Origin of the sequence: Legionella cincinnatiensis (assembly GCF_900452415.1) — a bacterium.
In the GTDB taxonomy this organism is placed as follows: domain Bacteria; phylum Pseudomonadota; class Gammaproteobacteria; order Legionellales; family Legionellaceae; genus Legionella; species Legionella cincinnatiensis.
This window is the reverse complement of the sequence record NZ_UGNX01000001.1, coordinates 2,665,131-2,679,368: the sequence shown is the minus strand read 5'-3', so window position 1 is coordinate 2,679,368 and position 14,238 is coordinate 2,665,131. Positions and strand designations below refer to the sequence as shown.

The window sequence follows — 14,238 nt, the reverse complement described above, 5'->3', positions numbered from 1 at the left end:
ATAGCAACTTAGAAGATTAATCTGGACCCCGCGGCCTCGCCGCGGAGATTCGATAATACTTTCTATGATGAAGTATAATGTAGTTAACGTGAGTTCGATATAAGATAAGATTTTATATCGAACTGTTTTATATTGAACTCAAAATAAACAATTTTGAAATATGGCTAAATACTATAGGTGAAAATAATGCGTGAAGACGATGAGCCAATTAAAGAGCCGGAAATTAAAGATGAAGAGTGGTCTGAGCCAGACGATGAGTCACTTTTAATTGAAGAGGATGATCTTGATTCGTTTATTGAGAAATCCGAGGAGGAAGGTTTTGATCTTCCTGATCTTCCAGATTTTTCTGATGACCATGCATTTCCATCATTTCGCGGTAAGAATGCGCTTAAAATGATGGATGCAACGCAATTGTACTTGAGTGAAATTGGATTTTCACCTTTGCTAAGTGCTGAGGAAGAGGTACATTATGCAACACTGGCTTTAAAAGGAGATGTTGCGGCTCGTAAAAAAATGATTGAATCTAATTTGCGCTTGGTGGTTAAAATTTCACGGCGCTACCTGAATCGAGGTTTGCCTTTACTTGATTTAATTGAAGAAGGAAACTTAGGATTGATGAAATCAGTAGAAAAGTTTGATCCTAAGCGAGGATTTCGATTTTCTACATATGCCACTTGGTGGATTCGACAAACAATCGAGCGGGCTATAATGAATCAAACACGAACAATTCGTTTGCCTATTCATGTGGTTAAAGAGTTGAATGTATATTTAAGAGCGGCCAGACAACTGACACAAAAGCTCGATCATGAGCCTTCTCCTGAAGAAATTGCTGAGATGGTTGATAAGCCTTTGGAGGATGTGCAAAAGCTTTTGGGATTGAATGATAAAGTAACTTCTGTGGATACACCTATAGGTTTTGATGAAAACAAATCGTTGCTCGATACTATTCCCGATGAAAACAGTGTTAATCCTGCAGAATTATTGACTAATGAAAACCTACGTTTACATATAGAATCCTTATTAGACAAACTCACTGAAAATCAGCAGCAAGTTATTGCAAGAAGATTTGGTCTGCGAGGCTTTGAAAAAGCAACCTTAGAAGATGTAGGTAAGGAAATTGACTTAACCCGTGAACGTGTTCGTCAAATCCAAGTTGAAGCATTAAAAACTCTAAGAAGCCTTTTGGAAAAAATGGGCTTAACACAAGAGGATTTATTTTAATTTTATCGCAACGAATTTTAAGAAGAGTTAGCCTGAGTGAGCAAAGCACGCAGATTTATTGTTTACTCAGGTTATTTTTTTATCCTAAAAACACAGTAAAAAGGAGTCGCTGTAATGCAAAAAATCACTTTATCCGCTTTAGCTTTATTTTCATCAATCACTTATGCGGAACAATTAACAACATTTGCTGATATCGCTGATGCAGTCGCCCAAGGAAAAGAAATTACTTTGGTCATGGACCTTCAAGAATGTACTTCTGATAAATTTCCTGCGAGTCCAATTGTAGGTTCAGTGAAACCTAATGCATTTATGGTGATTAATAATAATCGGATTACTGCCTCAGACAGACACTTTACTTTGGATAATCCTACAGTAAACGGTAATCCCACATTTGAATATATTAAATATAATATTAATTCCGACGGCAAAGTCTCTATAAAGAATACGATAATGAATGCTACTAATTACCAAAAAATAGATACTTTTCAAGTGGACTGTGCATTAAATAAAGGGTTTAAAGCATTTGCTTAAGCGATAAGTTAAAGTGAGTTTCGTATAAGTGAAACGTGGCTTTATGTCGAATTGTTCGGGTTGAGGAAGCGCATAGCGTTGTCTCGAAGCCTTAGCATGAATTTTCAAGTTCTGTGCTCAGGCTTCGAGAGGCATAAATGTCTTCTCAGCTTGAACGGCTTCAGAGAGAGACTTTGATCTAAATAGATTTTTTATCCGAAATTCACGTTAAGTTAAGGAGCTCGCTGCGCTCATGGTCATCCGGACTACGCTGTACTTCATAGGCCACATCTAAAGCTCCTGGATGAAGCACAGGAATTCTATTTGTCTTTAAAAAGATAACGATCTTTTAATCCATACTAAATCCCGGTTTAATTCCTTGCCAGCAATCAGCATAATTTTTCTGCCGTTCCGGGATACGCATTGCTTGTTCAGTGACTTGCCATATATCTCTTGTTTCAAACATAAAGGCTAATGTATTCAAATAAGCTTCGGGCTCTAGTGTTTGTGCTACGGCTTTTTCATAGCTTGTGTGATCAGGTCCATGGGGCGTCATGCAATTATGAATGCTAACGCCGCCTGGTGAGAATCCTTCTTTTTTGGCATCATATTCACCATGTACAAGACCCATTAATTCATTCATGTAATTACGGTGATAATAAGGAGGTCTAAACGTATGTTCAGCGACCATCCATCGAGGAGGAAAAATAACAAAATCTAAATTGGCTACACCTGGTGTATCGCTTTCTGAAGATAATACTGTAAAAATACTAGGATCAGGATGATCGAAACTTACTGTATTAATTGTGTTAAATAAGCTTAAATCATAACAGTAAGGGGCGTAATTACCATGCCAAGCCACTACATTAAGTGGAGAATGATCGCATTTTGCGGTCCATAATTTATTTTGATATTTGCAAATAAGCGTAACGTTCGCTTGATTTTGTTCAAATGCAGCGACCGGATACTGAAAATGTCTAGGGTGAGCTAAGCCATTCGCGCCAATGACTCCGAGTTGAGGTAACGTGAGGGGACTTCCGCTATTTTCACAAAGATAACCCTTTGCTTCTGGGCTAAGGAGCTCCATTTTGAATTTAACACCACGAGGAATAACGGCAATCATTCCTGGACACACATTTAATTTGCCAAACTCAGTGTGTAGATTTACTTCACCCATGTAGGGGACAAAGAGCATTTCTCCATCGTTATTAGCAAAGTATTTGTCATGCATAGAGCGAGTGCATTGATAGAGGTACGCATTGACTAGAGGAGTTCCTGCTAAATGGAATAGGCCTTCCACAAAGTCAAAGTTTTCTTCTTTGAATAAATTAAGAGGTGACCAGCGCAATGGATTGGGAGATTGCTCTGCATGATAAGGTTTAAAGAGTTCTACTTCATAAGGATGATATGTTCCTTGTACTACAGATGGCAGTATACGGTAAAGCCAGCTGCGTAAATTATTATGCCTTGGGCGAGTAAAAGCTGTGCCACTTAGCTGCTCTGCATAAAGACCTAAATTACAGTGTTGAGGTGAGTTTTGACTAATGGGTAAGGCACCTGGAACTGCTTCAGTTTGATGATAATTACCAAATCCTTGCAAATACACTGTTGCTCTCCTTTAGAGTTTATGGCTTATTGATGGTGATGAGACAGTTACTTAGGAAAGTTTTTCCAAAGTATGACTTTTCTTCATTTAGACCACAATGACTTAAAAAATAATAACTGGTGGCTACTATAGTCTAAAAAAGCTTAAAATGTCGAGACCAAAACAGCTTCGGTTATTCTTTTTAACAAAAGAATATGTATAATTTAGACAGGTTGAAATCAGGTTTTGAGGTATTGTATGGCTGGTCACAGTAAATGGGCGAATATTAAATTCCGCAAAGGAGTGCAAGATGCTAAACGAGGAAAAATATTCACTAAATTAATTCGAGAGATTACCGTTGCGGCTCGTCTTAATGGGGGAGATGAATCATCAAATCCGAGATTAAGAGATGCTGTAAAAAAAGCGCTTAATGCGAATATGAAGCGTGATACCATTGATAACGCGATTAAACGTGGCGTTGGGGGGCTTGATGGAGAGACAATGGTTGCTATGCGTTATGAAGGCTATGGTCCTGGCGGTATTGCTGTTCTTGTAGATTGTTTGTCTGACAATAAAAATAGAACTGTATCTGATGTCCGTCATGCATTCACAAAGCATGGAGGTAACTTAGGTACAGATGGTTCAGTGTCCTATCTTTTTACAAATCAAGGCGAAATCCTTATGGAGCCGGGTCAGTCTGAAGAACAAGTAATGGAAATTGCTATTGATGCTGGAGCAAATGATGTTTCTGTTGAAGAGGGACAGATTGAGGTGATTACACCTGTAGAGGCGTATCATAGTGTATTAAATGCTTTATCAGATGCGGGATTGAAAATTGAACAATCTCATTTAACCATGCGTGCCCAAACTTTAGTACCTATTGATGATGAGTCAGCACAAAGTTTACTGAAATTAATAGATATGCTCGAAGACTTGGATGATGTACAAGAAGTATACAGTAATGCCGAGTTTTCAGAAACATTATTAGACGCAATGAATTAATGACTATTATTTTAGGGATAGATCCTGGTTCAAGGATTACAGGTTATGGTTTAATAAAAGAATCAGACCGTAAAATTGAATACATTGATAGTGGGTGTATTCGCACTACTCCAGATGGTGAGTTGAGTCAAAAATTGTTACAAATTTATGATGGAATTTGTCAATTAATGGATCATTATTCGCCTGAAGAAGTGGCCATCGAACAAGTATTTATGCATGAAAATCCTAACTCTGCCTTAAAGCTGGGGCATGCACGGGGTGTTGCTATGGTTGCAGCAGCGTCACACCGTGTTCGAGTTAGTGAGTATTCTGCGCGAGAAATCAAACAAACAGTAGTAGGTTATGGTGCAGCGGAAAAAGTCCAGGTAAGTCATATGGTAGTAAGTTTGCTTGCGCTAAATAAAGCTCCCCAAAAAGATGCTGCAGATGCATTAGCCATAGCAATTTGTCATAGCCATATGCGTCATCATTTATCAACTGTGATCGGTAGGCGAGGATTAAGGAGAAGGAAAAGATGATAGGTTGGTTGGATGGGCACATTGTTGATAAACATCAGCCAGGAAAGTTAGTTCTTAATGTCCATGGAGTTGGATATGATGTGGAAACCTCATTAAATACTTTTTTTAAATTAGATGCTCTAAATGGCTCAGTAGGTTTGCATATACATACTATTGTTCGAGAAGATGCTTTACTTTTATATGGTTTTTTAGAGCGCCAAGAAAGAGAGTTATTTAGAGCATTAATTAAAGTAAATGGGGTAGGTCCAAAACTTGCTATGTCCATTCTTTCTAGTATTACTCCTAATGAATTCATTCAATGCATTCAACAGGAAAATGCTGTTTTTTTAATGAAATTACCGGGCATAGGTAAGAAAACAGCAGAACGATTGGTAGTAGAAATGCGTGATAGCCTAAAACAATTTTCTGGGTCTGCCTCTGAGTCGTTAAAATCGGATTACAGGATAAGTGGCCAGGATGAAGCAGTGAGCGCTTTGGAAGTGTTGGGATATAAGCCTCAAGAGGCTTTGAAAGCAGTGAATAAGGTTAATGATGGCTTAAAAAGTTGTGAACAGTTAATTCGGGAGGCTTTACAAGTGTTAGCGGCGCGATAATAAGGAGCCTGAGCGAAATAAAAAATCATCTGATTGAACTTTGTTTTGATTTTCAAGACTACATAGCTCCCAATACAAAATTTCTCAAAGCTCACTCTAAAAGCGCATATTTAGAGTGACTTAGAAAGTAGCTATCTGGGTAGTAAGCGAATATTACTGAGCCGTTTTTAATGGTATTGATAATAAGTTTTGCTAGACTTGCAGCAATTGCAGGACAGCCCCATGAACAACCAGCACGACCTGCTTTTTTGATAAAGGAAGGCTCAACATACCAAGCTCCATGCACTACAACCCGCCGATCGTGGGCATTAGAGTTTAAATTTTCCTCTAATCCTTTGAGATTTAACGAATAACCTTTATGTCCTACGTAAGTACCTTCAGTAATATAGGTTCCAAGACTGGATTCTTTGCTCCACATATCGTTAGAAAATTTATAGGGTACAGCGCCTTTGCCTGAATTTCGACCATGAGCAACATAAGTTTTAAGTACTAATGTGTATGTTTGCATATCAAAAATCCACATACGACGTTGGTTGGATGGAACAGAAAAGTCGATGATGGTTAGCATGGGATTTTTAACTTTACCTTGAACAAAGGCTTTTTTATAGGCCCTTAAAGCAAGCTTAATAACCACTTTATTTAACTTCGGAGCTGACTGACTTAATTTTTCTAACACTATCTGCTCAAAGGGGATACTTACCTTTTGTTCTATATTTGTGGGCGTGTCAGAAGTTGGAGAATGAGTAGCTATTGCTAGAGCGAATAAAAAAGAGATTAGTTTAATCATTGTGCCTCACGTATTTTAGGATTAAAAATAGGACCTCTCGACTGCATTGAAGAATCACTTCATCATGAGGTTTTGGCACGCAAATTGCTAATTTATGCTGTCTTGCTTTAACCCAATGAAATTATTTGCAAAGGTTTTAATTTAATCGTTATTTGTGTATAAATTTTAACCATTAAGGGTATTATGAATCCAATTGATTGTTTTTATATATCATATGAGAAAGACAAATATGTTATTGTTAACAATCAATTAAGGGCATAGAGTGCGAATAGGGATAATTCAAAAAACACGAATTTTTGAGAGTTGTGATGTGTTAATAAGCAAACATAGAAACTAAAACAATGATTTTTTTATCAGCACGAAAGAATGTTTTTATAATTAGCTATTTTCCTGGATAGGTAAAAAGAATCGTACAATGAGTCCTGTACCTTCTTTAGGGGTGTCTAAAAATAATCTGCCGCCGTGTAGTTCAGCAATTTGTTGAACAATTGCCAAACCAAGACCACTTCCTGGACTTTTATTTCCCAAGACACGGAAAAAGCGTTCAAAGACACGAGATTGTAATTCCGCTGGAATTCCTGGACCATTATCACTTACTTCGAGCATTACTTCATTTTGAAGCTTTGAGAGACGTACTAAAATGCGTCCGTGTTCATTGCAGTAACGGATGGAGTTATCTACAAGATTACGAATCAATATACCTAATGCGGTTGAATTCCCATAAACAGTTAGATTTTCAGTATTACTTTCGAACTCAAGATCAATTTGTTTTTCCACTGCTGCTGGTGCGAGCATCGCAAGTATCTCTCGAGTTAATCTGCTTAAATTTACCTCATCTTTCTCATCCATGTGAGCCGCTTCAGGAACAAGCCTGCTCATGGTTAGAAGCTGTTGTACTATATGAGTACTTCGATTAACACTGGCAATAAGCTTTTGTAATGCTTGATTTTTTTCTTCTATATCATTGGAATGCAAAGCAACTTGTGCTTGTGTTTTAAGTGCCGCAAGAGGAGTACGTAATTCATGTGCTGCATCAGCTGCAAAACGTTTTTCTCGCTCAAATCCTTCTTTAAGTCTAAAAAATAATTTATTCAACTCATCAATGACAGGTTTAATTTCCTCAGGTACTTCATGCAGATCAACGGGCTCAAGATGAGTAGGTGCTCGGTTTGCTACTTCTTCTGCTACTTTATCCAAACTATCTAATCCTCGACCAATAATTATCCAAATCAATAGACCAGATAATGGAAAAGTCAAAAGCATAATATAAAGATCGTCTTGAGCAATTCTATGTCCTAGTTCATTACGGGTATCATAACGTTCCGCAAGTACTGTTCGTATGCCTGCTTTATCATTATAAGTAGTGAATACACGCCAATCTTGATTGGATATTTTTTTGTCACTAAAGCCATCAATTTCGGAAGCTAATGGAATTTTGGGGGCTGTTGATGAATGAAGTAACAATTTTCCCCCATTAGTCCAAACTTGAAAATTAAATTTGTCGAGATAATTTTCTGGAGGTTCATCATTTAAAAATCGTTTTTTATAGAAGGTATCAATTTTCTGTGGAATTGTTTCAAGTGCATCTTGAATTTTGGTAAGAGGACGTTGATGGAGATCATCACCGAGTAGAGCCTGATAAGATAGTGCGGAAACAGCCATTAAAGTATCTAGGTGATCCTGAATATCTTTTTGATCAAGATAATAGTTTCCTATAGCAGTTAAGGTGGTCGTTATGGTAATGGCCAATAAAAGATTTATAAGGAGAAACTTACGTATAGACGATTTCACGATACAATAATACCATCATTTTTTTCTGCCATATATCCAACACCTCTTATTGTTCGAATAAAATTAGCATTTAGTTTTTTGCGTAAGTTATGAATATGAACTTCTAATGCATTACTATCTACATCTTCTTCCCAACCATAAATACTTTGCATCAATTGCTCGCGAGATAAAACCTGGCCGCTGTTTTCCAGAAGTTTTTGTAATAGGGCGAACTCTCTACGTGGGACATTGACTAACACATCATCAACAAATACAGAGTGTGCGGCTGGATCTAGAGTAATGTTTCGATATTGTAACACAGCATCAGCACGACCTTGTGAGCGCCTCACCAGAGCCCTAATTCTGGCGCTTAGTTCATTTAAGTCAAAAGGTTTCACTAGATAGTCGTCAGCTCCACTGTCTAAGCCTTTCACACGATCTTCTACAGACTCTCGGGCTGTTAAAATAATAACAGGAGTAGGATTCCCATCATTACGAATACTTTGCAGTAAAGCAAGTCCAGATAGTTTAGGTAATCCCAAATCGAGAATAATGAGTTCGAAGGACTCAGATTTTAAAGCGGCTCGGGCAGCTTCACCATCTTTAAGCCAATCAACAATATAACCAAACTGGGTTAATCCAGTTTTTACAGCGTCGCCAAGTAGTTCATCATCTTCAACCAGCAATAGTCTCATTCTCGCTCCTACTGTTTCTCAAGTTCAGTTCCATCCATGTGCTTTGTAAGATAAAAAGCTTGAATTAATACAAAAAGCAGGGTCAGACCAACCCCACCAAATAATTTAAAGTTAACCCAGGCATCAGTATTAAAGTTATACGCTACATAAATATTGACAGCGCCCATTAAAAGAAAAAATAATGCCCAAGCTGTATTTAATCGTTGCCATATTCTTTTAGGCAATGTCACATTAGTTTCCATCATTTTTTGAATCAAAGGCTTACCACCTATATACCCTGAACCAAAAAAGACTAATGCGGAGAGCCAATAAATCCCTGTTGGTTTTAATTTAATGAACCAAGGATTATGGAAAAAGAGAGTTGCTCCTCCTAGGATCATAATTATGGCTAAACTGATTAAATGCATTTTTTCATAATGCTGAAATTTTAATCTATAAAAAGCTACCTGACTTACAGAGGCGATCATCGCAACGGCAGTAGCGGTATAGATGCCGAAAAATTTGTATACAATAAAAAATAAAACTATAGGAAAAAAATCAAAGAGTAATTTCATATTATCTTAATATAAAAAGTATGTTACTTTGAGTATAACACAAGTTTTTGTGCTCTCATTCACGCTTTTAATTATTATTAAAGAAATCAGTTTGCAACGTTATGAGTTGCTAGATTCCAATTATTTTCATGATCCTCATTACTAAAGATAAACATACATTTTATTAAGTCAAGCTCTATAGTTTCCATTTCATAGCAGGAATGAACGTTAGCATTTCAATTTATAAGAAGATTACCATACTAATCTTAAGGAGCGATTAAGAAGAATCTGAGTTGTTGATGAAGGCATAATGTTCCTATAGAAATGGATTTTCGCTGCCGCGAAAATGAAGAAGTATAATATTCAAAATCTGGTGATGTGGTAATTTTTAACCAATAAATATTTTTTGCCCAAGGTATAAGGACGCATTCCTTGTAAGGCCCGGGTTAAGTGCTAACAGGCGTTCAATTTGAGTTTGGTGTTTTTGAGCAATATCCCGGAGGCTGTCGCCTTTTTTCACCATATAATAAGTGGGTTGGTTTATTTTTTTAAAGATAATTAATTGTTGGCCTTTATATAAAGGCTGATTGTTTGTTATTTTATTCCATATTTGTATTTGCTGCGCGCTAATACCATAGGTTCTAACTAAGGTATTATAGTTGTCATTCTCTTGTACAATGTGAATGATACGATGCTCTCTTGAAGCGAGCATTTGATGTTTGAGTGGGAGGATTGTTGCTGTTGGTTCTTTAACAACAATAGGAGTATTTTTAGTGCTTGGAATTAGAATAGATTGATTTGGTTTTAAATGGTTTGTAGTGAGTTGATTTAATTGTTTTATAAAATTTACTGTGGTGTGATATTTCATTGCAATGTTATCTAAGCTATCCCCGGGTTGAACTTGATACATTTCCCAGCTGACACGTTTTTGTTCCGGAAGATTAGCAAGATTGAAATAAAATTGTTGTACTTTTTCGGTGGGAATGAGCAATTTAAAAGGCTTATTAGGAGCTGTGGTCCAGCGATTAAATCCAGGATTTAGCTTAATGAGCTCTTTATAACTCATCCCTGCCATTTTTGCTGCATGGTTTAAATCAATAGGACTCCCTATATTTACCTCCTCGAAATAAGGAAGATAAGCAATTTCTGGAAGCACTAATTTATATCGGCTGGGATTGCTGATGATTTCTGCTAATGCAAGTAAACGAGGGACATAAATTTGGGTTTCGCGAGGAACGGATAATTCCCAAAAGCTTACCGCATTTCCTGACTTTGGTATTGCTTTTATGGCGCGATCGATTGTTCCTGCTCCCGCATCATAAGCAGCTATTGCTAATATCCAATCGCCACTGAAAAAATTATTGAGATAAAGTAAGTAATTAAGTGCTGCATCCGTAGACGAGCTAATACTTCGTCTTCCATCAAACCACCAATCTTGGGTTAATCCTAAATCTTTGCCAGTAAGGGGCATTAATTGCCATAATCCAGCTGCACCAGCTACAGAATAGGCAAAAGGATCGAATGCACTTTCAATCATAGGTAACAGTGCTAACTCACCAGGCAATTTTTTTTTCTTAACTTCGTTAATAATATGATAAATATAAGGTTCTGATTGACGACATACTTTGGTAATAAAACCGGGATGAGCTATAAACCATTGGATTTGATCTTGTACTTCAACTCGAGAAGTTTCATGGTTTAAAGTAAATTCATATCGTAATACTTCCCATACATTGGGTGCTGTGTGTGCTATGGATCCACAAGTAATACCCAAAAAAATGAGTGTGTAGAATAACAAAACTTTTATGGTGAAAAAGTTAAATTTCAATAGAATTTACCTATGGATACAATGACTCATCAGTTTACTAAAATTTACTTTGGGATTAAACCCTGGTTGTATTCAATTAACTCATAAGGGATTAAATTACTCCTATATGATACAAGTAACCACTACGCCTTTAAATATCGAGCTTTAATTGAGGAACAAAATTTTATTTTTCATCGCATTATTTTTGAATTCAAAAGATTAAGGTGATGGCAACGATTGCTTTGGAAAAATATTTTCTTTAATAGAAAAATTATAAGGATATTAGCACTTACTTAAATGAGTTTTTTTCTTCTCGTAATATTCGGAATATTTCTATTGAGTTAAGCGATTTTGCACCATGTTTTAATGCGTACTGTTGTACCTCTGGTTTATCAGTGCGTAAAAATGGATTAATTGCTTGTTCTAATTCTAAAGTAGAGGGGAGCGTGCAAGAGGATGAAGAGTCTTGTATTTCTTGCAAATGTTTTTGTACCGACAAGTTGTGAGGTTCCACCGTTTGTGCAAAGCGCAAATTTTGTTGTGTGTATTCATGCGCGCAGAATATTTTTGTAGTTGTGGGTAATTTTTGAAAAAGATGTAAAGATTGATGTAATTGTTCTAATGTACCGTCGAATACTCGTCCGCAACCCGCTGAAAAAAGTGTATCGCCACAAAATAACCATTGGTGTTGGGTTTCATAATAGCTAATATGGGTGGAGGTATGACCCGGATTAAATAATATATTGAAAATACAGTCTCCTACTTGAATGGTTTGATGTTCTTCTACCGGATTGTTTACATAGGGAATTCGTGGATCTTTAGGACCATAAACCGTACAAGAAGGATTGGCTTTAATGAGTTCACCTACACCACCAATATGATCATGGTGATGATGAGTTAATAAAATAGTACGTAGCTTGAGGTGGCTTGAGTGTGCAAATTGTAATACGGGTTCTGCATCACCAGGATCAACACAATCAAAGACCCCTGATTCTTCATCAATAATTGCCCAAATATAATTATCAAAAAAAGCAGAAATAGGAATTAGTTTCATCAATTGGTTTCCATAATAGAGAAAAAACTCTCTGGATTAAAATAGCTCTTAAGAGTAGTTAATACAGATTTCATTTCTTCGGCTAACGTAAATGGTGGATTAATAATCCATAAACCACAACCGTACATGCCATTAGTAGGAGCTGCTGTTAAGCTAAATTCAATATGTAAGGTATTTTTTATATTGATATCTTTCATACTTCTGTTTAACTTATCGGTTAATTTTTTATCCACAAGAGGATACCAAAGACAATAAACTCCTGTAGAAAAACGCGACCAGGCTTGTTTCAAGGCAATAGGAATTTCTTTATATTCTTCTTTTATTTCAAAAGAGGGATCAATAAAAATTAATCCTCGCTTTTCTGGTGGTGGAAGCAGCGCTTTCATTGCTGCTAAGCCATCACTTTTACTGAAATGCACTTTTTTATTAAAACGAGGTAATTGAGTAAGGGCCTCAAATTCTCTTGGATGCAACTCACAAAAATACATTCTATCTTGTATGCGTAGCATATTAATAGCTAAGTAGGGTGAACCTGGATAATACCTTAATGTATTTGTAGGGTTAAGTTGGCTCACAAGAGCGAGATAATCTTGGAAAAGAGGGTTTAGAGGCTGTTTATTAGAGCAAAGTAGTTGAATTCCGTGCTGGTATTCTTTTGTTTTTTCAGCTTGTTTGTTTTTTAAGTCATATAAACCTTTTCCGGAATGAGTTTCAAGATAAAATAATGGTTTATCTTTTAGAGTTAAATAACACAGAAGTCGCGTTAAGGTTAAATGTTTGATGACATCAGCAAAGTTGCCTGCATGATATCCGTGTTGATAACTAAGCATAGAGTTCCTAAAACATTTTTTAAATTGTCTACTATACTCTTTTTAAGAGAGTATAAAAGGGGAAAGTTATGGAACTTCACGAAGATTATGATGACCCATCATTCTCTGATTATAACTATGATGATGATGTTGAATCTATAAGTCATCGAAAGAACGTCAGACGTATGCTTGAAGAAAAGCTTGAACGCAAACGTTTAAAAGAAGAATTTAAGGATGATTTCGATGAGTTAAGCGGTGATTTTGATTGGGATGTCCTAGATAAATAATTCTTTATTTGGCATCAGATGGCTTTACTGCGTACCTAAAGATTGAAATAGTACATGTAGCCCAGATTAGACAGTCGTAATCTGAGAGTTTTGTACCACGCCTTCCCATGGATTATGGCTTTGCTTAATCCGGGCTACAGAAGAATGGAAATCAGTTAGGTACGTCGGTTAAAATTCCTGTAGCGGATTTTAGGGTGTTTTCAAGTAATGTCACTATAGTCATTGGCCCAACTCCACCGGGAACAGGAGTTATCCAAGAAACCTTATTTACTGCCCGTGTAAAATCAACATCTCCTCTAATACTGCCATCTGCTAATCGATGTATGCCGACATCGATGATTATTTGATTCTTACTAAGCCATTCGGTGTCAATAACATCCATTTTTCCCGTTGCTACAATTACTAAATCCGCAATACGTACTAGTTTTTCGAGTTGTTGGGTAAATTTGTGAGCAATGGTTACAGTTGCCCCTGCCAAGAGCAATTCCAGACTCATGGGACGGCCGACTATATTTGATGCACCAATAACAAGTGCATGTTTTCTTTTTACTTCAAGCTGATAGTGCTTTAATAAATTTATGATGCCAAGCGGAGTGCATGGACGTAATAACGGATTACGTTGTGCAAGCCGACCTAAATTGTAGGGATGAAAACCATCAACATCTTTTTCTGGTTTGATGCGTTCAATTATTGCTCTCTCATTAATATGTGCTGGCAAAGGTAATTGGATGAGAATACCATCAATTTGATCAGAACTATTTAATTGATCAATCAGATTAATTAATGCATCTTGCGTTGTTTCTTCAGGTAAATCATAGGAATGAGAGACTATACCTACTTCAGCACAAGCTTTTCGTTTATTAGCTACATAAACTGTTGAAGCGGGATCATTGCCAATAAGAACAACAGCAAGGCCAGGTGCGCGATGACCTTTTTCTATGTGATCTTGCACTTGCTTTTTTAATTCATTTCGACGTAGAGAAGCGACAACTTTTCCATCAATTAAAAATGCTGACATAATTACCTATGAGAAAAGCGAGGCGCTAATTATGAATTAGCGATTGGGG

15 protein-coding genes are annotated in these 14,238 nt (G+C 36.7%); 6 read left to right on the top strand and 9 right to left on the bottom strand.

The window, feature by feature from the left end:
- Positions 1–186: 186 nt before the first annotated feature.
- Positions 187–1,221 carry an RNA polymerase sigma factor RpoS gene (rpoS, locus tag DYH34_RS12010; protein WP_058465616.1) on the top strand — a complete coding sequence of 345 codons (1,035 nt, stop codon included), beginning with the start codon at positions 187–189 and terminating at the stop codon, positions 1,219–1,221.
- Between the two features lie 114 nt (positions 1,222–1,335).
- The gene (locus DYH34_RS12005) at positions 1,336–1,752 is read left to right on the top strand and encodes a VirK family protein (RefSeq protein ID WP_058465617.1); all 417 of its coding nucleotides are present in this window, start codon (positions 1,336–1,338) and stop codon (positions 1,750–1,752) included.
- A gap of 328 nt (positions 1,753–2,080) precedes the next feature.
- On the opposite strand, the gene hmgA is transcribed toward DYH34_RS12005, so the two are convergent.
- A complete protein-coding gene (gene hmgA / locus DYH34_RS12000) occupies positions 2,081–3,337 on the bottom strand; it encodes a homogentisate 1,2-dioxygenase (protein WP_058465618.1) in 1,257 nt (418 codons plus the stop codon).
- A 237-nt stretch (positions 3,338–3,574) separates the two neighbouring features.
- On the opposite strand from hmgA, the gene DYH34_RS11995 reads away from it, so the two are divergent.
- From DYH34_RS11995 to ruvA, 3 genes are read left to right on the top strand one after another with little or no spacing between them, the layout of a single operon-like run.
- The gene (locus DYH34_RS11995) at positions 3,575–4,318 is read left to right on the top strand and encodes a YebC/PmpR family DNA-binding transcriptional regulator (protein WP_058465619.1); all 744 of its coding nucleotides are present in this window, start codon (positions 3,575–3,577) and stop codon (positions 4,316–4,318) included.
- Positions 4,318–4,836 (top strand): crossover junction endodeoxyribonuclease RuvC, encoded by a 519-nt coding sequence (gene ruvC, locus DYH34_RS11990; protein ID WP_058465620.1) that lies wholly within the window; start codon positions 4,318–4,320, stop codon positions 4,834–4,836. Before DYH34_RS11995 ends, ruvC begins: the two co-directional genes overlap by 1 nt.
- A complete protein-coding gene (gene ruvA / locus DYH34_RS11985; protein ID WP_058465621.1) occupies positions 4,833–5,429 on the top strand; it encodes a Holliday junction branch migration protein RuvA in 597 nt (198 codons plus the stop codon). Before ruvC ends, ruvA begins: the two co-directional genes overlap by 4 nt.
- Before the next feature lie 91 nt (positions 5,430–5,520).
- Here ruvA and DYH34_RS11980 read toward each other — a convergent pair whose 3' ends face one another.
- The 7 genes from DYH34_RS11980 to DYH34_RS11950 form a co-directional block, all read right to left on the bottom strand.
- Complete coding sequence (locus DYH34_RS11980) at positions 5,521–6,216, bottom strand: murein L,D-transpeptidase catalytic domain family protein (RefSeq protein WP_058465622.1); 696 nt, start codon at positions 6,214–6,216, stop codon at positions 5,521–5,523.
- Between the two features lie 378 nt (positions 6,217–6,594).
- Positions 6,595–8,007: an ATP-binding protein gene (locus DYH34_RS11975; RefSeq protein ID WP_058465623.1), complete on the bottom strand. Its 1,413-nt coding sequence runs from the start codon at positions 8,005–8,007 to the stop codon at positions 6,595–6,597.
- Complete coding sequence (locus tag DYH34_RS11970; protein WP_003632139.1) at positions 8,004–8,681, bottom strand: response regulator; 678 nt, start codon at positions 8,679–8,681, stop codon at positions 8,004–8,006. The genes DYH34_RS11975 and DYH34_RS11970 overlap by 4 nt, the downstream gene beginning before the upstream one ends.
- 8 nt (positions 8,682–8,689) lie before the next feature.
- Positions 8,690–9,235, bottom strand: coding sequence for a septation protein A (locus tag DYH34_RS11965; protein WP_058465624.1), 546 nt, complete (start codon positions 9,233–9,235; stop codon positions 8,690–8,692).
- Between the two features lie 367 nt (positions 9,236–9,602).
- Entirely contained in the window at positions 9,603–11,042 is a 1,440-nt protein-coding gene (locus tag DYH34_RS11960; RefSeq protein ID WP_058465625.1) for a lytic transglycosylase, read from the bottom strand.
- Between the two features lie 268 nt (positions 11,043–11,310).
- Positions 11,311–12,075, bottom strand: a complete 765-nt coding sequence (gloB, locus tag DYH34_RS11955) for a hydroxyacylglutathione hydrolase (RefSeq protein ID WP_058465626.1) — start codon at positions 12,073–12,075, stop codon at positions 11,311–11,313.
- Entirely contained in the window at positions 12,075–12,905 is an 831-nt protein-coding gene (locus tag DYH34_RS11950) for a 23S rRNA (adenine(2030)-N(6))-methyltransferase RlmJ (RefSeq protein ID WP_058465627.1), read from the bottom strand. The genes gloB and DYH34_RS11950 overlap by 1 nt, the downstream gene beginning before the upstream one ends.
- Before the next feature lie 68 nt (positions 12,906–12,973).
- Between DYH34_RS11950 and DYH34_RS11945 the strand changes: the two genes are divergently transcribed.
- On the top strand, positions 12,974–13,171 hold the full coding sequence (locus DYH34_RS11945) for a PA3496 family putative envelope integrity protein (protein ID WP_058465628.1): 198 nt from the start codon (positions 12,974–12,976) through the stop codon (positions 13,169–13,171).
- A gap of 151 nt (positions 13,172–13,322) precedes the next feature.
- Here DYH34_RS11945 and folD read toward each other — a convergent pair whose 3' ends face one another.
- A complete protein-coding gene (gene folD / locus DYH34_RS11940) occupies positions 13,323–14,189 on the bottom strand; it encodes a bifunctional methylenetetrahydrofolate dehydrogenase/methenyltetrahydrofolate cyclohydrolase FolD (protein WP_058465629.1) in 867 nt (288 codons plus the stop codon).
- Positions 14,190–14,238: the final 49 nt, after the last annotated feature.